Origin of the sequence: Micromonospora sp. CA-249363 (assembly GCF_050950185.1) — a bacterium.
GTDB lineage: Bacteria > Actinomycetota > Actinomycetes > Mycobacteriales > Micromonosporaceae > Micromonospora.
The window spans coordinates 3692291-3715523 of the sequence record NZ_CP192020.1; the positions used below are offsets into that span (position 1 = coordinate 3692291).

The 23233-nt window shown below is 73.2% G+C and carries 16 protein-coding genes and 2 pseudogenes; 9 read left to right on the forward strand and 9 right to left on the reverse strand.

The window, feature by feature from the left end; translation table 11 throughout:
* Positions 1-35: 35 nt before the first annotated feature.
* The 5 genes from ACQPZK_RS16980 to ACQPZK_RS17000 all read right to left on the reverse strand — a co-directional run bounded on the left by ACQPZK_RS16980 (position 36) and on the right by ACQPZK_RS17000 (position 4329).
* On the reverse strand, positions 36-974 hold the full coding sequence (locus ACQPZK_RS16980) for a lysylphosphatidylglycerol synthase transmembrane domain-containing protein (RefSeq protein ID WP_433539240.1): 939 nt from the start codon (positions 972-974) through the stop codon (positions 36-38).
* A gap of 64 nt (positions 975-1038) precedes the next feature.
* Positions 1039-1863: a class I SAM-dependent methyltransferase gene (locus ACQPZK_RS16985; protein ID WP_433533891.1), complete on the reverse strand. Its 825-nt coding sequence runs from the start codon at positions 1861-1863 to the stop codon at positions 1039-1041.
* The gene (locus ACQPZK_RS16990) at positions 1860-2888 is read right to left on the reverse strand and encodes a glycosyltransferase family 4 protein (RefSeq protein ID WP_433533892.1); all 1029 of its coding nucleotides are present in this window, start codon (positions 2886-2888) and stop codon (positions 1860-1862) included. The genes ACQPZK_RS16985 and ACQPZK_RS16990 overlap by 4 nt, the downstream gene beginning before the upstream one ends.
* A 56-nt stretch (positions 2889-2944) precedes the next feature.
* On the reverse strand, positions 2945-3343 hold the full coding sequence (locus ACQPZK_RS16995; RefSeq protein ID WP_357169592.1) for a 6-pyruvoyl trahydropterin synthase family protein: 399 nt from the start codon (positions 3341-3343) through the stop codon (positions 2945-2947).
* Positions 3344-3345: 2 nt separating this feature from the next.
* Positions 3346-4329, reverse strand: a complete 984-nt coding sequence (locus tag ACQPZK_RS17000; protein WP_433533893.1) for a dehydrogenase — start codon at positions 4327-4329, stop codon at positions 3346-3348.
* Between the two features lie 93 nt (positions 4330-4422).
* On the opposite strand from ACQPZK_RS17000, the pseudogene ACQPZK_RS17005 reads away from it, so the two are divergent.
* The 4 genes and pseudogenes from ACQPZK_RS17005 to ACQPZK_RS17020 all read left to right on the forward strand — a co-directional run.
* A pseudogene (locus tag ACQPZK_RS17005) lies at positions 4423-5151 on the forward strand (CDP-alcohol phosphatidyltransferase family protein); the annotation flags it as partial.
* 113 nt (positions 5152-5264) lie between these two features.
* Positions 5265-7013, forward strand: a complete 1749-nt coding sequence (locus ACQPZK_RS17010) for a sulfatase-like hydrolase/transferase (RefSeq protein ID WP_433533894.1) — start codon at positions 5265-5267, stop codon at positions 7011-7013.
* 76 nt (positions 7014-7089) lie between these two features.
* Positions 7090-8457, forward strand: a pseudogene (locus tag ACQPZK_RS17015) (choice-of-anchor A family protein); the annotation flags it as partial.
* Between the two features lie 153 nt (positions 8458-8610).
* Positions 8611-10503: a DUF7507 domain-containing protein gene (locus ACQPZK_RS17020; RefSeq protein WP_433539241.1), complete on the forward strand. Its 1893-nt coding sequence runs from the start codon at positions 8611-8613 to the stop codon at positions 10501-10503.
* A gap of 67 nt (positions 10504-10570) precedes the next feature.
* Here the strand turns inward: ACQPZK_RS17020 and ACQPZK_RS17025 are convergent, their stop codons facing one another.
* The gene (locus tag ACQPZK_RS17025) at positions 10571-11167 is read right to left on the reverse strand and encodes a helix-turn-helix domain-containing protein (protein ID WP_433533895.1); all 597 of its coding nucleotides are present in this window, start codon (positions 11165-11167) and stop codon (positions 10571-10573) included.
* 75 nt (positions 11168-11242) lie between these two features.
* Here ACQPZK_RS17025 and ACQPZK_RS17030 point away from each other — a divergent pair, with 75 nt between their 5' ends.
* The 3 genes from ACQPZK_RS17030 to ACQPZK_RS17040 all read left to right on the forward strand — a co-directional run bounded on the left by ACQPZK_RS17030 (position 11243) and on the right by ACQPZK_RS17040 (position 16372).
* Entirely contained in the window at positions 11243-12805 is a 1563-nt protein-coding gene (locus ACQPZK_RS17030; RefSeq protein ID WP_433533896.1) for an FAD-dependent oxidoreductase, read from the forward strand.
* Positions 12806-12997: 192 nt separating this feature from the next.
* Positions 12998-14692 carry a hypothetical protein gene (locus tag ACQPZK_RS17035; RefSeq protein WP_433533897.1) on the forward strand — a complete coding sequence of 565 codons (1695 nt, stop codon included), beginning with the start codon at positions 12998-13000 and terminating at the stop codon, positions 14690-14692.
* 285 nt (positions 14693-14977) lie between these two features.
* Positions 14978-16372, forward strand: coding sequence for a dihydrolipoyl dehydrogenase family protein (locus tag ACQPZK_RS17040; protein ID WP_433533898.1), 1395 nt, complete (start codon positions 14978-14980; stop codon positions 16370-16372).
* 7 nt (positions 16373-16379) lie between these two features.
* On the opposite strand, the gene ACQPZK_RS17045 is transcribed toward ACQPZK_RS17040, so the two are convergent.
* From ACQPZK_RS17045 to ACQPZK_RS17055, 3 genes are all read right to left on the reverse strand, one after another.
* Positions 16380-17147, reverse strand: a complete 768-nt coding sequence (locus ACQPZK_RS17045) for a nucleotidyltransferase domain-containing protein (RefSeq protein WP_433533899.1) — start codon at positions 17145-17147, stop codon at positions 16380-16382.
* A 192-nt stretch (positions 17148-17339) separates the two neighbouring features.
* Complete coding sequence (locus ACQPZK_RS17050) at positions 17340-18692, reverse strand: hypothetical protein (RefSeq protein WP_433533900.1); 1353 nt, start codon at positions 18690-18692, stop codon at positions 17340-17342.
* 5 nt (positions 18693-18697) lie between these two features.
* Positions 18698-19177 (reverse strand): hypothetical protein, encoded by a 480-nt coding sequence (locus ACQPZK_RS17055; protein ID WP_433533901.1) that lies wholly within the window; start codon positions 19175-19177, stop codon positions 18698-18700.
* Positions 19178-19279: 102 nt separating this feature from the next.
* Here ACQPZK_RS17055 and ACQPZK_RS17060 point away from each other — a divergent pair, with 102 nt between their 5' ends.
* Positions 19280-20107: a copper resistance protein CopC gene (locus ACQPZK_RS17060; RefSeq protein WP_433533902.1), complete on the forward strand. Its 828-nt coding sequence runs from the start codon at positions 19280-19282 to the stop codon at positions 20105-20107.
* 258 nt (positions 20108-20365) lie between these two features.
* The gene (locus ACQPZK_RS17065; protein ID WP_433533903.1) at positions 20366-23197 is read left to right on the forward strand and encodes a ricin-type beta-trefoil lectin domain protein; all 2832 of its coding nucleotides are present in this window, start codon (positions 20366-20368) and stop codon (positions 23195-23197) included.
* Positions 23198-23233 lie beyond the last annotated feature (36 nt).

The following is a 23233-nucleotide window of genomic DNA, read 5'->3' on the forward strand; positions in this document are numbered from 1 at the left end:
GGGACGGCGGCGACGCGTACCGTTTCACCACTGAGTCAACAGCCGCCGGGCGAGGCGGCTTCCCGAACGGTGGTGGGTTCGCGGGCCCGCCGGGCCAGCAGCACGGCCGCGCCGGGCAGGCTGGCCACCAGCACGAGAGCGCCGTAGACGGTGGCGGTGGCGACCCCTTCGGCGGCGCTGAGACCGGCCGCGCCGAACACCCAGGCGGCCACCCCCTCGCGGGGGCCGAAGCCGGCGACGTTCAGGGGCAGGCCCATGGCCAGCAGGGCGAGCAGGGTCAGTGGCAGCAGCCGGGTCAGCGGCGCGTCGGATCCGGCGGTCCGGGCCGCCACGAGGAAGGTCGCCAGGTGACCGGCGACCATCACGGCGGAGGCGACCAGCACGCCGAGCCAGGTGCGCCGCGCCAGCAGCCCGGCCCGCACGTCGGCGACGGCGGTGCGCAGGCCGCGCGCCCACCGGGACCGGCCGGTCCCGGGCAACAGCCGAGCCAGGAGTACGGCGGCCAGCCCGACCGCCACGAGCAGGGCGGCGGCGGCCGGCAGGTACGACCGCACCGGGGACGGGAACGCCGCGAGCACCACCAGGGCGACGCCCACCAGGACCACCTGCCCGGCGGTACGCTCCCAGACCACCGCACGGATGCCCCGGCTGACGTCACCGGCGTCGCGGCCGTGGCGCACCGCCCGGTGCACGTCCCCGAGCACCCCGCCGGGCAGCGTGGCGTTGAGGAACACGGCCCGATAGCAGTGCGCCACCGCGGTCGCCAGTGGCAGCCGTACGCCCAGGCCACCGGCGACGAGACTCCACCGCCACGCGGCGCAGACCGTGGTGAGCGCGCCGATGAGCAGGGCCGCGGCCAGCGCCGGGGCGTCGATCAGCCGTACGCCGGCGAGGAACGCGCCGCCGCCCACCTGCCACAGCAGGACGGCGAGCAGGCCCACCCCGCCGACCACTCGTGCCCAGGCCCACACCATCGACGCCGGTCCTCCCTGAAGATCGTCCACTCCCTCTAGTGCACGTACCCAGGGTGTGGATGGTTCATCCGCCGGCCAGAAGGTCCCGGTGCTCGAGCACCACGCCCAGCCGGCCGGCCGCCGCCTCGGCCAGCCGACGTTCGGCGTACGCGCCGGCCGGACCGGCGAGGTCGGGTCGCTGCTCGCAGGCCGCGCCCAGCCAGCCCCGGAACCACTCGGCGGCCAGGTCGGCCTGCTGGGGGCCGAGCCGCCACGGGCTGGGCCGCTCGGCCACGGGCACGCCCCGCCGGGCGAACGCGGCGGCGGTGACGGCGGCGGCGTCCGGGCCGAGGAGCCGACGACCGTCGACGGTACGCCGCTGGTGCGCGTTGAACGCCTCCTCGACGACGGCGTCGAGCGGGTCCTCGGGGGTGAGCCGGACCCGTCCCGTCACCGAGATCGCGAAGAGGGCGGGACGACCGGCGTCGACGCAGGCCGTCACCACCCGCTCGACCTCCTCGGCGGTCAACATGTCCAGCAGCGCGGACGCGGTGACCAGCGCGCCGTCGGACAGGTCGGCGCCGCTGAGCCGGGTCAGGTCGCCGCAGCGGGTCTGGACGGTGACCGGCGATCCGTCGGCGGCGGTCACCCCGGCCAGGCTGTCGGCGGCCCGGGCCAGCAGGTCGGCGTCCCGGTCATGCAGCACCCACTGCTGTGGTCCGCTCAGCCGGGCCGCGAGCCAACGGCTCATCGAGCCGGTGCCGCTGCCCAGGTCGTGGATCACGATCGGGTCGTGGCCGACCAGCCGGGGTCGGACGGCGTCCACCAGGTCGTCGGCGCGGGCCGCCGCGTCGGCCGGCTCCCGCAGACGCAGCCAGTCGGCGAACGGCAGGGTCTCCTCGACGGTCACCCCGTCACCTCCTCCAGCACGGCGGCCAGGCGCGCGGTCGTCACCGGCCAGTCGGTCAGGGTGTCGCGGCGGCCCAGCGCGGCGCGCCGCAGCCGGGACCGCAACTCGCCGTCGCCCAGCCACCCGCTCAGCGCGCCGGCCAGGGCGGCCGGATCGTCCGGCGGGACCAGCAGACCGGGCACGACGCCGTCGGGGGCACGCCCGAGCGCCTCGGGCAGGCCTCCCACGTCGGTGCCCAGCACCGGCACGCCACGCGCGAGGGCCTCGGTGACGACCATGCCGTACGTCTCGCCCCGGGAGGGCAGGACCAGCAGGTCGGCGGAGGCGTACGCGGCGTCGAGCGCCGGGCCGGTCAGCGGGCCGGCCAGTCGGACCCGCTCCGCCAGACCGGCGCCGGCGAGCCGGTCGCGCAGCCGGCGTACCAGCTCGGGTTCCCGGGTCAGCGTGCCGGCGCAGACCAGCGTCCAGGGCGTCTCGGCCAACACGCACAGCGCGTCGACCAGCACGTCGTGGCCCTTGTGGCGGGTGACCGCGGCGACGCAGAGCAACCGGTCACCGGCTGCGCTGCCCTGCGGCGCGACGGGCGCGGGCGTCACCCCGGGCGCCGCGACGTGGACGCGCTCGGCGGGCAGCGGGTGGCGGGCCAGCAGCCGGCGGCGGGTCCACTCGCTGGTGGTGACGACGGCTCGGGCGGCGGCCAGGGCACGCCCCTCGGCCTCGTCGTCGAGCGGCATGTGCACCAGCGGGACGAGGCGCAGCCGTGTCGCGTGCGGGGCGAGCAGGTCCGGCACGGTCGAGGCGATCAGGCCGTCGACGAGCACCACGGCATCGTCCGACGTGGCCGCGAGCAGCCGGGACAGCGCGGCCCGCGCGACGGTGTCGGGGTGCGGCCAGGCGCCGGGCACGGGGTGCTCCTGCACCGCCCAGCCACGCTCGGCCAACCCGGCGCAGACCCTCCGGTCGTACGTGTTGCCACCGCTGGGCGCGCCCGGGTCGTCGATGTCCCCGGGCAGGACGACGTGCACCGTGCGTCCGCGCCGAGCCTCGGGAGCGTGGGCCGGCGTCGGCCGGCCCGCGTCGATCACAGCGACCGCTCGTAGCTGGCCCAGGCGACGTGTGACTCGTGCAGGGTGACGGTGATGCCGGCCAGCTCCCGCGCACCGGCGCCCAGGTCGCCGGCGTGCACCCGCTCGGCCAGTCGGTCGGCGACGGTACGGGCGAGCACCTCGGTGGTGGTGTTCATCCCGGCGAACGCGGGCTCGTCGTCGAGGTTGCGGTAGGACAGCTCCCCCACCACGGCCCGGAGCTGCTCGGTGGCGAGGCCGATGTCCACGACGATGCCGTCGGCGTCCAGGTCGGGACGGCGGAACGTCGCGTCCACCACGAACGTCGCCCCGTGCAGGCGCTGGGCCGGGCCGAACACCTCGCCCCGGAAACTGTGGGCGATCATCATGTGATCCCGAACGGTCACGCTGAACACGGTCACTCCCCGTCGTCGTAGGTGATGAGGTGGCAGAGGGCGGGCAGGTCGCCCGAGCTCAGTCGGGCGAGTACGTCGGGCAGCTCCGCGAACCGGGACGCGCCGGTGATCAGCGCGTCGAACGCCGGGTCGTCGAGCAGGTCCAGGGCCAGCGCCAACCGGTCGGTGTAACTGCGGCGACCGCGCCGCGCGGGCGCGACCATGCCGACCTGGCTGCTGCGGACGGTGAGTCGTCCGGAGTGAAACGCCCCACCGAGGGACACCTGCACCTGGCGGTCGCCGTACCAGCTCAGCTCGATCACCGTGCCCTCGGGCGCGAGCAGGTCCAGCGCCTGTTGCAGGCCGGCGGACGTGGAGCTGGCGTGCACGACCAGGTCCCGGTCGCCGGTCGCGTCGGCGGGTCGCGCGAACCGGACGCCGAGCGCGCCGGCCACGCCGGCCCGGCGGGCGTCGGTGTCGACCAGCTCGACGTCCACACCGGGGAACCGCGCCACCAGCGCCGCGACGCAGCAGCCCACCATGCCCGCGCCGATCACGCTGACCCGGTCGCCGACCAGGGGCGCGGCGTCCCACAGGGCGTTCACGGCGGTCTCCACCGTGCCGGCGAGCACGGCGCGGGCCGGTGGCACGTCCTCCGGCACCGGCACCACGGCGGTCGCCGGGACGACGTACGCGCTCTGGTGCGGGTGCAGGCAGAACACCGTACGCCCGAGCAGGTCCGGCGGGCCCTGTTCGACCACGCCGACGCTGAGGTAGCCGTACTTCACCGGGCCGGGAAAGTCGCCCTCCTGGAACGGGGCGCGCATCGCCGCGTACTGGTCGGCGGGCACCCGACCGGCGAACACCAGCGTCTCGGTGCCTCGGCTGACCCCGGAGTAGCGCGCCCGGACCAGCACCTCGTCGGGGCCCGGGACGGGCAGCGACACCGGCCGGATCTCCGCCGCGCCAGGCTCGCGCACCCAGCAGGCGTACGCCTCGCGGTTCACCCTCGTACACCTCACCTTTTGTCCCGGTCGAACCGAACGGCCCTGTTTTCCGTGTTCCCTGTCGGGGTCGTCGATCATAAACACGGAGGTACGGTGCCCACAGTTCGAAGCGGTCCGGTGATCGGGCTCACCGCACAACTGGTCGTGCTGGCGGGGCTGGCCGCCACCGTGGGTCTGGACATGGCGGGTTGGCTGGCCGGCGTCGGCTACGCGGCGGTCACCTGCCTCGCGCTGAGCCGGGGCCTGCACCTGTCCGGCGCGTCCCGCCTCGGCCCCGCCGACCGGGTGACGTTGGCCCGGGGCGTCCTGGTCGGCGCGGTCACCGCGCTGGTCGTGGACTCGTTCGACCACCCGGCCCCGGTAGGGCTGCTGGTCGCGCTGAGCGCGGTGGCCCTGCTGCTGGACGCGGTGGACGGCCAGGTCGCCCGGCGCACCGGCACGGTCAGCGCGCTGGGCGCCCGCTTCGACATGGAGGTCGACGCGTTCCTCATCCTGGTCCTCAGCGTCTACGTCGCCCCGACGGCCGGGAGTTGGGTGCTGGCCATCGGCGCGATGCGGTACGCCTTCGTCGCGGCGAGCGCGGTGCTGCCCTGGCTGCGCGGCACGTTGCCGCCGCGCTTCTGGCGCAAGGTGGTGGCCGCCGCCCAGGGAGTCCTGTTGACGGTGGCCGCCGCGCGGGCGCTACCGGAACCGTGGACCACGCTGGTGCTGGTGGCGGCGCTGGCGTTGCTGGTCGAGTCGTTCGGCCGGGACGTGGCCTGGTTGTGGCGTCGCCGCCCGGCGCCCCGGCCGGCTCGTTCCCTGCTGCCGGTGCCCACGCCGACGCTGCCGCTGCCCACCGCGACAATGCCGGTGCACACGACAGCGCTGCCGGTGCCCCGGCCCGCGCTGGCGGCCCGCTCCGGCGGTACGGTCCACTCCGACTGGAGGCCCCGATGACCCCTGCGCCCTGGCGACGCCGGCTGGCCGACCGGCTGCGCGGGCGCTCGGCGTCGACCGCTGACGCCGGTGGTCGTACTCCCCTGGTGTCGCCCGCATCGCGCGGCGGCCCGGCGCGGCGGACGCTGCGGTGGGTGGGCACGGCGCTGGCGGTCCTGCTGGTGTACGCCGTCCTGGTCGGACCGGACCGGCTGGGTGAGCTGACGCCCGGCGCGTTCGTCCGCATCCCGCTGGAGGGTCTGCTGGTCGCGGCGCTGCTGCTGGCGCTGCCGGCGCGCCCACGGCGGACGGTGGTGGCCGTCCTCGGGCCGCTGCTCGGTCTGCTGGCCATCGTGAAGTTCGCCGACCTGGGCTTCCGCACGGCCCTCGACCGGCCGTTCGACCTGGTGCTCGACTGGCTGTTGCTGGACGACGCGTTCGGATTCGTCCGCGATTCGGCGGGACGGGCCGGCGCGCTCGGCGCGGTCGTCGGCATCGTGCTGCTGATCGGAGCGCTGCTCGTCGTGGTGACCATGGCGCTGCGGCGGCTGGCGTCGCTGCTGGTCGACCACGAGCGCACGGCGACCCGGACGGTGGCCGCGCTGACTGTCGTCTGGGTGGCCTGCGCCGTCGCCGGGGTACGGATCGTCCCGGGTGTGCCGGTGGCCGACTCCGGGACCACCGCGCTGGTGGGCGCGCACGCCGAGCAGGTGGACGCGCGGCTGCACGACCGGAGCCGGTTCACCGCCCAGATAAACGCCGACCCCTTCCAGGACGCACCGGGCGAGCAGTTGCTGACCGGGCTGCGCGGCAAGGACGTCGTGCTCGCCTTCGTGGAGAGCTACGGGCGGGACGCCGTCGAGGACCCGGAGTTGGCGCCGCAGGTCAACGCGGTGCTGGACGCCGGGACCGAGCGGCTGCGTTCGGCCGGGTACGGCTCGCGCAGCGGCTATCTCACCTCCCCCACGTCCGGCGGGGGCAGTTGGTTGGCACACGACACCCTGCTGTCCGGACTCTGGACGGACAACGAGCAACGGCACCGCAGCCTGCTGGCCAGCGACCGGCTCACCCTCAACGGCGCGTTCCGCCGGGCCGGCTGGCAGACCGTCGGGGTGCTGCCGGCGGCCACCCAGCCGTGGCCGGAGAAGGACTTCTTCTCGTACGACCGCTACTACGACGCCGAGGCACTCGGCTACCGGGGCCCGAAGTTCAGCTACGCGCCGATGCCCGACCAGTACACGCTGTCCTTCTTCCAGCGGCAGGTCCGGGCCGGCGCGGACCGTCCGATCATGGCGGAGATCCCGCTGATCTCCAGCCACTCCCCGTGGACGGCCGTGCCCCGCATGATCTCCTGGGACGCGGTGGGCGACGGTTCGGTCTACCACGACGACGCCGGCGCGAAGGACGACGGGAACGGCGACGACCGGGACACCGGCCGGGTACGGGCCGGGTACCGGCAGGCCGTCGCCTACTCCCTGTCGGCGCTGATCTCCTATGTCGAGACCTACGGCGACGACGACCTGGTGGTGGTCTTCCTCGGCGATCACCAGCCCGCTCCGGTGGTGACCGGCGAGGGCGCGAGCCGGGACGTGCCGATCACGATCGTCGCCCGGGACCCGAAGGTCTTCGAACGGATCGCGGGGTGGGGCTGGCAGGACGGTCTGCGCCCCGGTCCGCAGGCGCCGGTGTGGCCGATGGACTCCTTCCGCGACCGGTTCCTGACCGCCTTCGGGTCGACGGCGGCGCCGCTGGCTGCACCGCGCTGACCGATTCGGACAAAAGACCTATATCCCCATAACTGCCTCGTTACGCTTCGCTCGCACATGGAGCAACGGGGGCGTGATGAGGATTCTTGCGTGGGGCAGCCGCGGATCGCGGACGACGGCGCTGCTGGCCGTCGGCGGAGTGCTGGCGGTCACCGGCCTGCTGCCGGCCTCCGCCGCGCCCGCCCGGACGGTGCTCGCCGCGGTCAACGAGGCCATCGGGCCGGTGGACCCCGTCGCCGAGGCGCTGAGCTTCGGGGTGATGACCGAGGGCGACGCCAACGTCGTCAACGACGAGAACGAGGGCACCCTCGCCGTCGGCGGTGACCTGACCTTCGGCAACTATCAGCTCGCCGGCGCGACGGCCGGATCGTTCGTCGTACCGGGTGACGCCCGACCGAGCGCCCTCGTCGTCGGCGGACGCGTGAACTTCGCCGGCAGCGTCGGTGGCACCCGCCTCCAGGTGCTCTCCAGTGGGTACGCCAAGGTCGGCAACCTCACCGGCACCGTCGTACGCGACACCGACAACAACGGCGCCCAGGTCAACACGCGGATCCTGCCGACGGACAACTACGACGCGTACCCCCGGGTCGAGCTGGTCACCCGGCAGCCCGTCGCCAGCGTCGGGCCCACCTCGCCGATCAACTTCGGCGCGGCGTTCGCCGCCTTCCGCGACACCACCGCCGGTCTGGCCACCTGCGACAACACGGTCGTGCTCCGGACGCCGAACGGCGACGTGCTGCCCCGGCCGATCCCGCCGGGCAGCAACGCCGTGGTCACCCTCACCCCGGGTGTGACGAACGTGCTCAACCTGACCGCCACCGACCTGACGAACATCCAGATCCTGACCTTCGCGAACCAGCCCACCGCGTCCACCCCGCTGCTGGTCAACGTGGACACCACCGGCGTCGGCAACACCTTCGCCTGGACCGCGCCGAACTTCGCCGGCATCGGCGGCGAGCAGGCGCGGTACGTCCTGTTCAACTTCCCGACCGCGACCGCGCTCACCCTCACCCCGCAGGCGGCCACGGTGGAGGGCACGATCTACGCCCCCAACGCCAGCCTCACCGACCTGTCGGCCAGCAACACCGAGGGCAGCGTCATCACCCGTACGCTGGACCACCGCGGTGGAGAGATCCACTACTTCCCGTTCAGCACCACGCTCTCCTGCGAGGGCGCCACCCCGGCCGACATCTCCCTGATCAAGTCGTCGACGACGACGCTGATCACCACCGTCGGGCAGCAGGTGCCGTACTCGTTCCACGTGGTCAACACCGGCGGCGTGCCGCTGACCGGCATCTCGGTGGCCGACACCCAGACGCCGCCGTCGTCGAACGACAACCTCGGCCCGATCACCTGCGCTGCCACCACGCTCGCGCCCGGGGCGCGCACCGCCTGCACCGCCACCTACACCGTCACGCAGGCCGACCTCGACAACGGCGGGGTGACCAACACGGCCACCGCCAGCGGCACCCCACCCGTCGGTCAACCTGTCGTCTCCGACCCGAACAGCCTGACCATCCCGGCGCAGGTGCTCACCGCCGCCATCGCCGTGGTGAAGTCGTCCACCACCGCCTCGATCACCACCGTCGGGCAGCAGGTGCCGTACCGGTACCTGGTCACCAACACCGGCGGTGTGACGCTCAGCGACATCGCCGTCACCGACGTGCAGACACCGCCGTCGTCGAACGTGAACCTGGGTCCGATCACCTGCGCCGCCACCGCCCTCGCGCCCGGGGCGTCGACGACCTGCACCGCCACCTACACCGTCACCCAGGCCGACCTAGACAACGACGGGGTCACCGACACCGCCACCGCGCATGGCACACCACCGAACAGCGAGACACCGGTGGACTCACCGCCGTCGGTGCTGACGATCCCCGAATCCGGGCTGGTGGCCGCGATCTCGGTGGTCAAGACCTCCGAGGTCACCACCATCGGCATGGTCGGTCAGCAGGTGCCGTACCGGTTCCTGGTGGTCAACACGGGCGGACTCACGCTGACCAACGTGAACGTCGCCGACGTACAGGCGCCGCCGTCGTCCAACACGAACCTGGGTCCGATCACCTGCGCCGCCACCACCCTCGCGCCCGGGGCGTCGACCACCTGCACCGCCACCTACACCGTCACCCAGGCCGACCTCGACAACGACGGGGTCACCGACACCGCCACCGCACACGGCACACCACCCCGCGGCGCTCCGGTGGACTCGCCGCCCTCGACGCTGACCATTCCCCAGGCGGGGGTCGTCCCCGCCATCGAGGTGATCAAGGCGTCGACCACGGTGGCGATCACCGCCCCGGGGCAGCAGGTGCCGTACACCTTCCTGGTGGTCAACACCGGCGGCCTCACCCTCACCGGGGTGACGGTCAACGACACCGTGCTGCCGCCGTCCCCCCGGGCCGAACTCGGCGTGATCACCTGCGGTCCGCAGAACATCCCGAACGGCCAGGTGACCCTGGAACCGGGCGCGTCCATCCAGTGCCGGGCGACCTACACGGTCACCGAGGAGGACTTCACCGGCTCGGCGCTGCGCAACGTCGCCACCGCCACCGGCACGCCGCCGTACGGGCCACCGCCGGTCTCGCCGCCGTCCCCGCTGGACATCCCGATCCCGCACCCGGCGATCAGCATCACCAAGTCGGCCACACCCGGCGCGGTCTCGACGGCCGGTGACGTGGTCACCTACCGGTTCGTGGTGAGCAACACCGGCAACACCCCGCTGACCGCGGTGACCGTCGACGAGACGGCGTTCTCCGGAACCGGCACGCCCGGGACGATCACCTGCGGCACGCCGCCCGTCGCCAACGGCAGCGTCACGCTGCCCACCGGGGCGAGCACCACCTGCACGTCGACCTACACCGTCACGGCGGCGGACATCGCGGCCGGCCGGATCACCAACACGGCCGTGGCGGCCGGCACTCCGCCGACCATCCCGGGCCAGGAACCACCCGCACCGGTACGCTCCGGACCCGTCACCGCCGAGGTCACCGCCACCCGGGGCGCGGCGATCACCGTGGTGAAGTCCAGCAGTACCGAGAAGATCCACCGGCCCGGTCAGCAGGTGCCGTTCCAGTTCGTCGTCACCAACACCGGACAGGTGACGCTGACCGACGTCACGATCACCGACACGCTCACGGCGCCGGCGTCACCGGCCAACCTCGGTCCGATCACCTGCGGGCCGGACCGGACACCCAACGGCACGGTCACCCTGGCCGCGGGTGCGGCGGTGACCTGCGCGGCGACGTACACGGTCAGCAGGGCCGACATCCACCACGGGTCGCTGCGCAACACCGCGACGGCGACGGGCACCCCGCCGGACGGTCCCGCGCCGGTTTCGCCGGAGTCCACCATCACGATTCCGGTGAAGGGCAAGTTGCCGGTGACCGGCGCGGCGTTCCCGATCGGCGGCTGGATGGCCGTCGGGGTGCTGGCGGTGCTCCTCGGTGCGGCGTTGCTGCTGGTCGTCCGGCAGCGCAGGCTCCGCGCCTGACAGGGCCCGTCGCGGGGGTCGGACCGGAGGGGAACCGGTCCGGCCCTCGCGGCAGGTGTTCACCGTCTCAGTCCGGCCGGTCCGAGCCGATGGGGCGGGCGCGTACGTGCAGCCGCTCCCCCTGCGGCCCGAAGAGGCTGAGCGCCTCGGCCGTGCCGGGCCCGGGGTTCAGGATGAGGTGCGGAATGCGGGTGTCGAACTCGGCCACCTCCCCGTGCGTCAGGATCAGGTCGCGGTCACCGAGCACCAGGCGCAGTCGACCCGAGAGCACGTACAACCACTCGTACCCCTCGTGGACCTGTGGGGTGCGTCCCCCGGCGGTCGGGTCCGGCGGAAAGATCTGCTTGAACGCCTGCAATCCGCCCGGGCGGCGGGTCAGCGGCAGGTGCGTCACGCCGTGGATCACGATCGGCTTGGGGCGTACGCGGGGGTCGCCGGTGGCCGGCGCGTCCACCAGCTCGTCGAGCGCGACCTGGTACGCCCGGGCCAGCGGGAGCAGCAGCTCCAGGGTCGGCTTGCGGGAGCCGGACTCCAGCCGGGACAGGGTGCTCACCGAGATGCCGGTCAGGTCGGCGAGTTGGGTCAGCGTGGTGCCGCGCTGGTGGCGCAGGGCCCGCAACCGGGGGCCGACGGCGGCCAGCGCGGCGTTGTCCTCGTTTGCCATAACGGCAACGATACTTGCCATCTCGGCGGCGGCGACGGATGGTGGGCTCAGCCGACGACAGAGGGGGACCTTGCGGTGGACGAGACGTACGACGTGGTGGTGGTGGGCGGTGGCGCGGCCGGGCTCAGCGGCGCCCTGGCGCTGAGCCGCGCCCGGCGGTCGGTGCTGGTGATCGACTCGGGCGAGCCGCGTAACGCGCCCGCCGACCACGTGCACAACTACCTGGGCCGGGAGGGGACGCCGCCGGCCGAGCTGATCGCCGCCGGCCGCGCCGAGGTGGCCGGGTACGGCGGGCAGTTCCGCGCCGGCCGGGTCCGTACCGCGACCCGGGACGACGACGGCTTCCGGCTGGCCCTCGACGACGGCGACGCGGTGCGGGCACGTCGACTCCTGGTGGCCACCGGGCTCACCGACGAGCTGCCCGATGTGCCCGGGGTGGCGCAGCGGTGGGGCCGTGACGTGCTGCACTGCCCGTACTGCCACGGCTGGGAGGTGCAGGACCGACGGGTCGGCATCCTGGCGACCGGGCCGATGGCCGTGCACCAGGCCGAGATGTGGCGACAGTGGACCTCCACCGTGCTGCTCCTGCTGCACGACGCCCCGGCCCCGGACGAGGAGACGGCCGAACGGCTCGCCGCCCGGGGCATCGCGGTGGTGCCCGGCCCGATCGCCGCGCTGGAGGTGACCGGGGACGCGCTCAGCGGTGTCCGGCTCGCCGACGGCCGCGTCGTGGCGCTCGACGTCGTCGTGGTCGCCACCCGCACGTCGCCCCGCGCCGACCTGCTCGTGGGGCTGGGTCTGGCCCCGGAGGAGGTGACGATGGGCGGGCACGTGGTGGGCACCCAGATCCCCGCCGACGCCACCGGCGCGACGACCGTCCCCGGCGTCTGGGTGGCCGGCAACGTGGCCGACCTGCGCGGGCAGGTCATCACGTCGGCAGCCGCCGGGCTCATGGCCGGGGCGGCGATCAACGCCGACCTCATCGCCGAGGAGACCCGGGACGCGGTGACCGCGTACCGGCAGTTGGTCGCCACGACCTTCGAGGAGCCGGCGTGGGAGGAGCGGTACCTGTCGAAGCCGGCCGTGTGGAGTGGCCGCCCGAACCCGCAGCTGGTCGCCGAGACCGCCGACCTTGCCCCTGGGCGGGCGCTGGACGTGGGCAGCGGTGAGGGCGCCGATGCGGTGTGGCTGGCCGAGCGGGGCTGGCAGGTGACGGCGGTGGACATCTCGACCACCGCCCTGGGCCGGGCGGCCGAGCACGCCGAGGCCGCCGGGGTCGGTCACCGGATCGAGTTCACGCACGTCGACCTGCGCGACAAGCCGCCCGCCGAGGAGGCGTACGACCTGGTGACGGCGCACTACATGCACCTGCCCCCGGCGCAGCGGCGCGAGTTGTTCGCCCGCCTGGCCGCCGCGGTGGCCCCGGGCGGCGTCCTGCTGATCGTGGGCCACCACCCGATGGACCTGTGGACGTCGAGTCACCGGCTGCACATGCCGGACATGATGTACACCGCCGAGGACGTCGCCGCCGACCTGGACCCGACGCACTGGGACGTGCAGACCACCGACACCCGTCCCCGCCCCGGCCCGCACGACGTGGTCCACCACGACGCGGTGCTGGTGGCCCGCCGCCGCTGACCCGCACCGTCGATCATGGAGTCGTGGTGGTTAACAAGAGCCGCCAATCAGGGCCTTCCGGGCACCACGACTCCGTGATCGGCGAATGAGGGGTGCGTGCCTTCGCACGGGGGTGTGCTCGGCGGTAGCGTTGCGCCACACTCACGGCCCGCAGGGCGGTTGACCTTGCGCCCGACGTACGGAGGATGGTGCATGTCCATCGGCGCTGAGCCGCTCGCAACACGCGACGATGCGGCCTCGCGGCCGAGCTTCGAGCTCGCCCTGCGCGGCTACGACAAACGCCAGGTGGACCGGCACCTGGAGCAGCTCGACGGGCAGATCGCCATGCTCAGCGGCGAGCACGGACGGTCGGCGGTGCGGGTACGTGAGCTGACCGCCGAGGTGCAGCGGCTGCGCGCCGAGCTGGCCGAGATGCACGAGCAGCCGGTCCAGGTGGACCGCGCCTCGTTCCAGGATCTGGGCCCGATGGTGGGCGAGATACTGACCCTCGCCGAGAAGCAGGCCGCCCTCATCACCGAGTCGGCCAGCGACCGCGCCAACGAGCTGCGCACCGAGGCGGAGCGAATCCTCGCCGACACCCGTGAGCGGGCCGCGCAGGCGCGACAGGACCTGTCCGAGGAGTTGGCCGCGCGGCGCAGCGAGCAGGAGCAGGCCTACGAGGAGCGGCGCGCGGTGGCCGAGGCCGAGTTGACGGCGATCCGGGAACGCGCCGAGCAGTTGCGCGCCGACGGTGAGGCCGCGCACGAACGCGCCCAGCACGAGGCGAAGCGCATCACCGAGCAGAGCGCGCAGCAGCTCAACCAGACGCGGGTGGCCGCCGACGCGCTGATGAAGTCGGCGCGTACGCAGATCCAGCAGGAGGTCCAGGCGGCCCGCGCCAAGAACCAGCAGGAGATGGCGCAGTGGCAGGCCGGCGTGGAGCGCGAGGTCGCCGAGCGACGCAGCGCCGCCGAGCAGGAGATCGCCGAGTTGCAGGCGGCCACGCGGGAGGAGTTGGCCGAGGAGCGCAGCTCCACCGAGCAGCAGATCGCCGCGCTGCTCGCCGAGGCGCAGCAGCACGTGACCGAGCTGCGGAACCGGGCCGACGAGCAGGCCGCCAGCCACCAGGAGCAGTTGACCGCGCTCCAGCAGGAGATCGAGGAGCGCCGGGAGGAGTCGGCCCAACTGCACGCCGAGTTGGAGACCGCCCAGCAGCAGCTCGCCGAGGTCCGCCAGGAGGGCGAGACCCTGGAGAACGAGCTGTCCCGGATGCAGCAACGGCTCAGCGAGGTGCGCCGGGACCTGACCGCCGAGGCGAGCCGGCTCGACGAGGCGCGGCGGGCGGGCGACTCCGCCGAGCGGCACGCGAAGGAGGTCCGTGCCCGGGTGCAGCGGGAGGCGAAGCGGGTGGCCGACCTGGCCGCCGCCGCCGTGATGGCCGCCGCTGCCGGTGGTACGGAGACGGCCGAGTACCCGATGGTGGGTCCACGGTCGGCACCGTCCCGCGCCAATGTGGAGCTGCTCTCGGTCGACCAGCCCGCCGGTGACCGCGCCGACGTTGCCGAGCGTGCTGGCGGCGACGGGGACGACGCCGAGCTGTCCCGCGCCGACCGGGTCGACGCGGACCGGCTCGGTGACGACGAGGTCGGCCCCCACGAGGCGGCCGCTGCGGACGGGACCCGAGCCGACGAGACCCCCGCCGACGCGGAGCACACCGATGGTGACCGGACCGATGACGAGCACCCGGAGGGCACGCCCGTGCGGTACCCGGTAGCGCTTGCCGACCGGTCGGCCACCTCGGGGCCCGCGCCGCATCCCGAGCCGATCTTCACCCGCCCCGAGCCGACGCCCGTACCCTTCCTGGCCTTCGGGCAGCCGGTCAACGACAACGGCAACGCCCGGCACTGACCTCGCAGCGGTGAACCGGGCCCGGGGCGCGTGCGCCCCGGGCCCGGCCCGATCCACGGTCGGCAACCTTCACCGAATCCACGCACCGGCTGCACCGCGCGCCCACGGACCGATGGTGGGATGGGCGGATGAGCCAGCTCACGAGCGACCCGGTACGCCGCGTGTTTTCGCCGGGAACCGCTCCGGACGTCCGGTCTGAGCTGGCAGGCTGGGCTGGCCGAAGGCACCGACGGCCGCCGGTCCGGGTGGCGACGACGAACGCCTCGTGGCCGCGAAGGAGTGCCCGTGACCGACCAACCGGAGGACTTCGACCTGCTCGTCGTGGGCGGCGGCAAGGCCGGCAAGACGCTGAGCATGGACCTGGCCCGCTCCGGACGTCGGGTGGCGATGGTGGAGCGCGGCATGATCGGCGGGAGCTGCATCAACGTCGCGTGCATCCCCACCAAGGCGCTGGTGACGAGCGCACGGGCGGCTCGCCAGCTACGACACGCCGCCGCGCTCGGCCTCGCGGTCGAGGGTGGCCGGGTCGACCTCGACCTGCTGCGGGCGCACAAACAGGACGTCGTCGAGGGAATGGTCGCCGCCAACCGGCAGCAGTTCCTCGACTCGGGTCTGCACCTGGTGATCGGCGCCGCCCGTTTCGTCGCCGCCCGGACCGTTCGGGTGACGCTGGCCGACGGGGGTGAACGACTGCTGCGGGGCGCCGACGTGGTCGTCAACACCGGTACCCGCCCCCATCTGCCGTCCGTGCCCGGGATGGCCGAGGCCGGGGTGCTGACCAGCAACGACCTCCTCCGGCTGGATCGGATGCCGGCCCGGCTGGTGGTGCTCGGCGGCGGAACCGTCGGGGTCGAGTTCGCGCAGATGTTCGCCTCGTTCGGCAGCGCGGTGACGGTGATCGAGGCGGGTCCGCAACTGCTCAGCCGCGAGGACCCGGACGTCGGCGACGCGCTGATGCGGGTCTTCCTCGCCGACGGTATCGACGTCCGCGTCGGCGTGGCCGTCGCCCGCGTCGACCGTGATCCCGACGGAACGCTCCGGGTCGCCCTCGACGACGGCAGCGTGGTGACCGGCGACGAGGTCCTGGTGGCGGCCGGCCGGGCGCCGGTCACCGACGGGCTCGGGCTGGACGCGGCCGGTGTCCGGCTCGACGAGCGTGGCTTCGTGCTGGTCGACGAGTACCTGCGCACCAGCGCCGAGCGGACCTGGGCGGCCGGGGACGTCGCGGGTAGTCCGCAGTTCACGCACGTGTCGCTCGACGACTACCGGATCATCCGGGCGAACCTGGGCGGCGAGCGGCGCAGCACGTCGGGACGGCTGATCCCGTACACCGTCTTCACCACCCCGGAGCTGGCGCGGGTCGGTCTCAGCGAGAGCGACGCGCGCCGCGCCGGGTACGACGTCGAGGTGGCCCACCTGCCCGTCGCCGCGATCCCCCGCGCCCGCACCCTGCGCGAGACCCGCGGCATGTGGAAGGCGGTGATCGACACCCGCACCGACCTGATCCTGGGCGCGGCGCTGCTCGGCCCGGAGTCGGGTGAGGTGATCACCTCGGTGCAGTTGGCCATGCTCGCGCGGATGCCGTGGACCGCGCTGCGGGACGCGATCATCACGCATCCGACCATGGCCGAGGGCCTCAACCTGCTGTTCGCGTCGCTCCAGACCCGACCGGTGCGCTGAGCACAGGTCAGCCGGCGATCTCGGCGCGTACCCGCTCCTGGAAGGCACGGGCCTCGGCGCCGGTGGGTGGTGGGCTTCCGTGCCGGGCGTCGATCGCCCGGCGGACGACCTCGGCGGGGTCGCCGCCGTCGACGAGCCGCTGGCCGGCGGCCACCTTGGACAGCCACACCCCGTCGCGGTGCCGCACCAGGGATCGGCAGGCGCCGAGCACGGCGTCCTGGACACCGGGCGCGGGCTGGTCGTCCGGGGGCGTCGGCAGGGCCAGCCACCAGGTCAGCGCCTCGACCAGCAGGCGGCGCAGGTCGGCCGGGGCGAGGTCGGCGAAGACCTCCGCCGCGGAAGGGCCGAGAAGCGGCAGACCGCTCTGGTGCAGGATGCTGCGGTCCAGCCCGTACCAGAACCGACCGTCGGCGCTCGGCCGGTCGGCCGGGTCGAGGGTGCGGCGGAACGGCATGGCTCGTCCGGTGTTCAGCTCGACCTCGAAGCCGGGTTCGGGGGTGCCGGACGCCGCCACGGCCCGCTGGTAGACGACGAGTTCCAGCCCGCGCGCCGGACAGGGCAGGGCCTCGTGCCGCAGTCGCGCCACCAGCGTCCGCTTGACGGTGTCGGTGAGCGGGCCGGCGCAGACCAGCGCCACGTCCACGTCACTGCGGCCAGGCTGGTACGCGCCGAGCCCCACCGAACCGGCCGCGTACGCGCCGACGAGATCGTCGTCGAGCACGGTCCGGGCGGTGTCCACGAGATCGTCGAGGTAGCGCTTCAGAGCAGAGTCCACGCCACCATCCTCGTCTGCGGGCGCGGACGGCGGACTGCCCGGCCGACGGACACCATTGTGAGCGTGATGCCTGTGCGTCATCTTGATGACTCAGAGGCATCACGCTCAATGGAGCGGGCGGCTCCGATCCGGCCGGGGCACGGGTCCGCGAGCGGCGGGCAACCAGCGACCGGCTTCCGGCTGTGACAACGCCTAACCGGCGTAGAGCAGCAGCAGGCCGGCGATGGTGTAGGCGACCATCAGCGCGAGCAGCGGAAGCTGACCGGCGACCGCCCGCGCCCGGGGGAACAGGTACAGGGCGCGGTCGTGGGCGAGCAGCGTGCCGAGCAGGTGCCCGACGATGATGACGGTGATCTGGAGGTTGGCGACCCCGGACGGGGTCACCAACGCGGTGTGCGGTTCCCAGTTCGCGGTGCCGAAGACGTTCGCGCCGGTGTCCCGGGGGTCGGACAGCAGGGCGAGGGTGCGTTGACCCTCCAGGACCAGCAGCGAGTAGTAGTGCGCCACCACGTAACCCACCGCGATCGGCACGATCGAGTGCGCGATCTCGCCCGGTACGCGTCGTGCGAGGACAGCGCCGTCCGCCCGCTCGGTGCGGCCGACCCGAGCCGCGACGCCCGTGGCGGCGAGGTACGCCACGGCGACGGCCCCGATCACCAGGACCAGTCCCGCGCTGCCGGTGACCGCCGGAGGCAGCCCGCTCTCCTGGGCGAAGCGCAGCCAGGCCGGCGCGTTGGAGAGACTGTCGAACATCGTCGAGCCGAGCAGCACGACCACCACGGCGACCAGCCCGGGGCGGGGCCGCAGCCCGGCGATTCCGTCGAGCGGGTTGCGCCACACCAGCACACCGTCGGCGGCCCGGCCGATCGGAGCGAGGTGGCCGACGAGCGCGCTGTAGACCTCGAACGGATCGGCCCGGTCGAACCAGCCCGCCCCGAAGACCACGGCGCCGGCCAGCATCACCACGGCGTACGCGGCCAGCCACGCGGTGATGACCGGCAGGGTGGCCCGGTCCGGCGCGACCAGTTCGAGCCAGACGAACCCGAAGAGGGTGAGCGCGGCGGGCCAGAGGCCCAGGCCGGCCGGCAGTTCGCGGACGCCGCGCGCGGGGTCGCGCCGGGCCGCCAGCGCGACGAGCAGATGCACGGTACGCAGTGGGTTGACCGCCCGCCAGACGGGACCGAACAGCAGCGAGACGGGCACCAGGCCGACCCAGAGGAGCACGTAGAGCGCGCCGGCCGTCGGGTTCTCCGGGGTGTCCGGCCCGGCGAGGAGGCCCACGCAGAACCAGCCGGCGGCGAGCAGGCCCAGTGCGCGCAGCGCCCACCGGAACGCGGGGGCGTCGACGAGGCGGGCCAGCCGGTCCGGCACCGGACGACCACCTGCGGCGTCCCGGTCCAGGCGTGGCTCGCGCCAGAGCACGCCCAGCGCGACGAACGTGACGACCAGGGTCAGGGCGGCGGCCACGACGAGTTCGGGCAGCGTGATCGGAAGGTCCTGACGGCCACCGACGCCGTGCGCCAGCAGCGTGGGTGCGGCGGCCATCCCCGTCAGCGGACGACGAGCTGGAACAGCACCAGCTCGGTCTCGTGCGTCTCGACCTCGAACAGCCCGGTCTTGTCGGCCCGGAACTCCACCGAGCCCGGTGTGCCGGCCGGGAGGCGGGCGCCCAGGTCGTAGCCGTGCACGTGCAGTTCGTCGGCGACGTCCGAGGTGACGGTGATCCGGACCGACTGGCCCTTGGTCACGGTCACCCGGCCGGTCGGCGGGGTGATCCGTCGCTTGGCGATGGTCACGGTGATCTCCCGGTCGACGGCGGGAGTGCTGGCCGCGGGGCTGGGAGTGGGGCTGTCGGCCGTGGTCGGCCCAGCGGAGGTGGCCGGCGCGGCGGCTGATGTCGGGGCCGTGGAGGGGGCGGCCACGGACGGGTCGTCGTCCTGGCCACAGCCCGTGGCGAGCACGGCGGTGAGCAGACCGGTGACCAGCAGGGCGGTGGAGCGGGCGGTGGGGCGCGAACCGGGGACGGACACGGGTGGACTCCGAACGACGCGGGGGGACGGGGTGTCGAGGTGATCGTCGGAGGGTGAACTCTACGTCTTGTTCGGCGGCGGGGAAATGACCATGATGAACGAATGCGATCGAGGCTGGTCACTGTCGGTAATGTTGTGCGCCGCGCCCTGGCGGTGCTGGCCGTGCTGGTGGTCGCGTCGTTGGCGCTGCCCGCCGCCCCGGCGTCCGCGCACGGCCAGTTGGCGACGTCCACCCCGCTGACCGGCACGGTGGTGCGCCAGCCCCTCGAGCGGGTCGGGTTGTACTTCACGGAGAAGCCGGCCGCCAACGCCCACTTCACCCTCACCGGCCCGGACGGGTCGCGGGTGGACAGCGGCTGGTCGTACGGCGAGCCGAAGCGGCTGGACAAGCCGGTCCAGGAGTACTTCATGGTCAATGGCACGTTCGAGCCCCGGCTGTACCACACCGGCTTCCCCGCGATGGTGGCCGTCGCGCACTGGCCCGCGAAGGGCCGCTACACCGCCAGTTACCTCACGGTCGCGTCCGACGGTGAGGCGGTGAAGGGCACCGTCACGTTCGACTACCAGGGGCCCAGCACGGCGGCTCCGGCCGGTTGGACGGCGCCGACGAACGGCCCCGATCCGGCCCTGCTCGCCCAGGCCGAGGGCAAGGCGTCGGCCGTACCGGCGGCGACACTCGACCCGGCCGTCACGCCCCCCGCCGTGACGCCGGCCCCCGCGAAGGAGGGCGGGCTCCCGCCGTGGGTGGTTCCCGCCGCCATCGTCGCCGTCGTGGGCACGCTCATCGTCGTGGCGGCCCGTCGCCGCCCGGCGGCACGGCCCACCGCGGGCGCGGCCCGCCAACGCGGCGGCGCTCCCCGCCCGCGCAGCGGCACGTCGACATCGCGTGGCGGAACGAATCGCCGGCCGGCTCGTCGCGGCCGCCGCTGAGGCTCGGGTCGCGGTCACATCCCTGGACATTCCGGGATCAGTGCCGCGACCTTTCGCAGAGACATCGGGAACTTTTGATGTATCGATGCAAAGGCATGGACACCTCAATCGAAACCCCTTAATGTCTCGACCCATCAACCCGGTGTTTCCGGATCGTCACTCGTCGGCGTCGAGGGCGTTACGGACCGGGCCGGCGGCCACCACCTCACCATGCTGCACGCCGGCCGTCGGTCACTCCTCATCCTCGTTGGAGGAACGATGGGTACACGGCTGCCTCGCCGATTCCGCAGTCCCGTCCTGGGCGCGCTCGCGCTCGTCCTCACCCTCGGCTTCTGGGCCGATCCGGCCGACGCCGCCGCAGAGCAGGAACCGGGCGTCACCCTGCGCGTCTACGACGTCCAGGTACCGCTCTCGGAGATCTGCACGCTCAAGCCGGCGCAGACCCCCAACGTCGACAAGCTGATGTCCACCATCAACTGGACGTCGGCGGCCGACTTCGGCTTCGACGACAACTTCGTCTCGCAGGTGCTCGGCAACATCACCGTCACCCAGGCCGGTAGCTACACCTTCCGGCTCAGCAGCGACGACGGGTCCAAGCTCACCATCGACAACACGGTCGTCGTCAACCACGACGGCCTGCACGGCGCGACCCCGCCCAAGGAGGGCACGGTCACCCTCGCCGCCGGCCTGCACCCGCTGCGCATCGACCACTTCGAGCGCGGCGGCGACCAGCAGATCACCCTGGAGTGGCGTACGCCCGGCTCGTCGTCCTTCGTGGTCGTACCGAACTCGGCGTTGAGCACCGACGCCGGGGTCGTCCGCGTCACCGCGCCGGGCCGCAAGGAGTGCGAGGGGGTCAGCGACACTCCCGGCGACGGCCTGCCGCTGACCGGCGTGCACCCCGGATACACGCTCACGAACCTGCGGCCCAGCGGCTTCCAGCCGAAGGTCACCGGGATGGACTGGCTGGCCGACGGACGCCTGGTCATCAGCACCTGGGGTGGCAGCGACCAGTCCGGCACCTCGCAGGACGGCGAGGTCTACATCATGGGCGGCACCGGCGGCACGACCGGTCCGGGATCGGTGACCACCAAGAAGATCGCCGGTGGGCTCAAGGAGCCGATGGGGCTCAAGGTCGTCGACGGCGTGGTCTACGTGTCGGAGAAGCAGCGGCTGACCCGGCTCGTGGACACCACCGGCGACGAGGTGGCCGACCGACTCGACACCGTCGCCACCTGGCCGTACGGCGGTAAGTTCCACGAGTTCGCCTTCGGCCTGCTCTACCAGGACGGGTTCTTCTACGTGAACCTGTCGGTGTCGATCGACTACGGCGGCGCGACCACGGTGCCGCAGCCGGCCGCCAACCGGGGCACCACCATCAAGGTCAGCAAGGACACCGGCGCGGTCAGCTACGTCGCGGGCGGTCTGCGCACCCCGCACGGCATCGGGTGGGGCCCGGAGGGCGGCATCTTCGTCACCGACAACCAGGGCGGCTGGCTGCCCTCGTCGAAGCTGGTGCACATCAAGCAGGGCCGCTTCTTCAACCACTACATGACCCCGGCCGGTCCGTTCGACGCCAACCCGGTCACCCCGCCGGTGCTGTGGATGCCGCAGAACGAGATCGCCAACTCCCCCAGCACGCCCCTCTACCTGACCAGCGGGCGGTACGCCGGCCAGTTCGTCATCGGCGACGTCACCTACGGCGGTCTCCAGCGCGCCAACGTGGAGAAGGTCAACGGCGAGTACCAGGGTGCGCTGTTCCGGCTCACCCAGGGCCTGGAGGCGGGCGTCTCCGAGGTCAACCTCGGCCCGGACGGCGCGATCTACGTCGGTGGGCTCGGCGCGGGCGGCAACTGGGGGCAGACCGGCAAGCTGACGTACGGGTTGCAGAAGCTCACCCCGAACAGCGCCAGCACCTTCGAGATGCTGGCCATACGCGCCACCACCACCGGTTTCGAGGTGGAGTACACGCAGCCGGTCTCGGCGGAGACCGCCGCCAACCTCGCGTCCCACTACAAGCTCAAGCAGTGGCGGTACCAGCCGACGTCGGCCTACGGCGGCCCGAAGATCGACGAGGAGACGTTGACGGTCAGCGGGGCCACGCTGTCGTCGGACGGCCGCAAGGTCACGCTGACCGTCGACGGTCGTAAGGCCGGCCGGGTGGTCTACCTGCGTTCACCCCGCCCGTTCACCTCCACCAGCGGCCAGTCGCTGTGGAGCACCGAGGCGTGGTACACGCTCAACGCCATCCCGGGCGTCACCCCGCCGCCCACCGGAACCAACCTGGCGCTCAACAAGACGGCCACCGCGGACAGCTCCTGCTCCACCACCGAAGGGCCGGCCAAGGCCGTCAACGGCAGCGTGTCCGGCGGCAACGGCGACAAGTGGTGCTCGAAGGGCACGTCCAAGTACCTCCAGGTGGACCTGGGCGGCAGTTACGCGGTGAACCGGGTGGTGGTGAAGCACGCCGGCGCGGGCGGTGAGGACGCCGCCTGGAACACCCGGGACTTCACGATCGCGTCCAGCCCCGACGGCACGAGCTGGACCACCCGGGCCACGGTGACCGGCAACACCGCGAGCACGACGACGCACGACGTCACCGCGCCCGGGGCCCGCTACGTCCGGCTCACCGTGACCGCGCCGACCAGCACCACCGACACCGCCGCCCGGATCTACGAGCTGGAGGTGTACGGCACCGCCGCCAGCGGCGCGGGCAGCATCGTCGGCGTCGGCGGCAAGTGCCTCGACGTGGACAACGCCGGGACCGCAGACGGCACGAAGGTGCAGTTGTGGAACTGCAACGGCACCGGCGCACAGTCGTGGAGCCGCAACGGCGACACCTACCGGGCGTTGGGCAAGTGCCTGGACGTGGACAACGCCGGCACCGCCGACGGCACGAAGGTGCAGTTGTGGACCTGCAACGGCACCGGATCGCAGGTGTGGCAGCCGCAGTCCGACGGGTCGATCCGCAACCCGCAGTCGGGCAAGGTGTTGCAGGCCGCCGGGGGTGCCAGTGCCGACGGCACCCAGATCCAGATCGGCACGTACGCCGGTGGCGCGCACCAGAAATGGGTGATCAACGCCGGCTAGTCAGGCGCGGGCGTGGTCCGGCCGCCGGTCGGTCGG

What these genes read in the sequence shown, in the direction of transcription:
- ACQPZK_RS17025 (WP_433533895.1), bottom strand. Translation starts at nt 11,167, where the DNA reads ATGGCAAACGAGGACAACGCCGCGCTGGCCGCCGTCGGCCCCCGGTTG.
- ACQPZK_RS17050 (WP_433533900.1), bottom strand. Translation starts at nt 18,692, where the DNA reads ATGGCCGCCGCACCCACGCTGCTGGCGCACGGCGTCGGTGGCCGTCAG.
- ACQPZK_RS16980 (WP_433539240.1), bottom strand. Translation starts at nt 974, where the DNA reads ATGGTGTGGGCCTGGGCACGAGTGGTCGGCGGGGTGGGCCTGCTCGCC.
- ACQPZK_RS17035 (WP_433533897.1), top strand. Translation starts at nt 12,998, where the DNA reads ATGTCCATCGGCGCTGAGCCGCTCGCAACACGCGACGATGCGGCCTCG.
- ACQPZK_RS17010 (WP_433533894.1), top strand. Translation starts at nt 5,265, where the DNA reads ATGACCCCTGCGCCCTGGCGACGCCGGCTGGCCGACCGGCTGCGCGGG.
- ACQPZK_RS17060 (WP_433533902.1), top strand. Translation starts at nt 19,280, where the DNA reads ATGCGATCGAGGCTGGTCACTGTCGGTAATGTTGTGCGCCGCGCCCTG.
- ACQPZK_RS17065 (WP_433533903.1), top strand. Translation starts at nt 20,366, where the DNA reads ATGGGTACACGGCTGCCTCGCCGATTCCGCAGTCCCGTCCTGGGCGCG.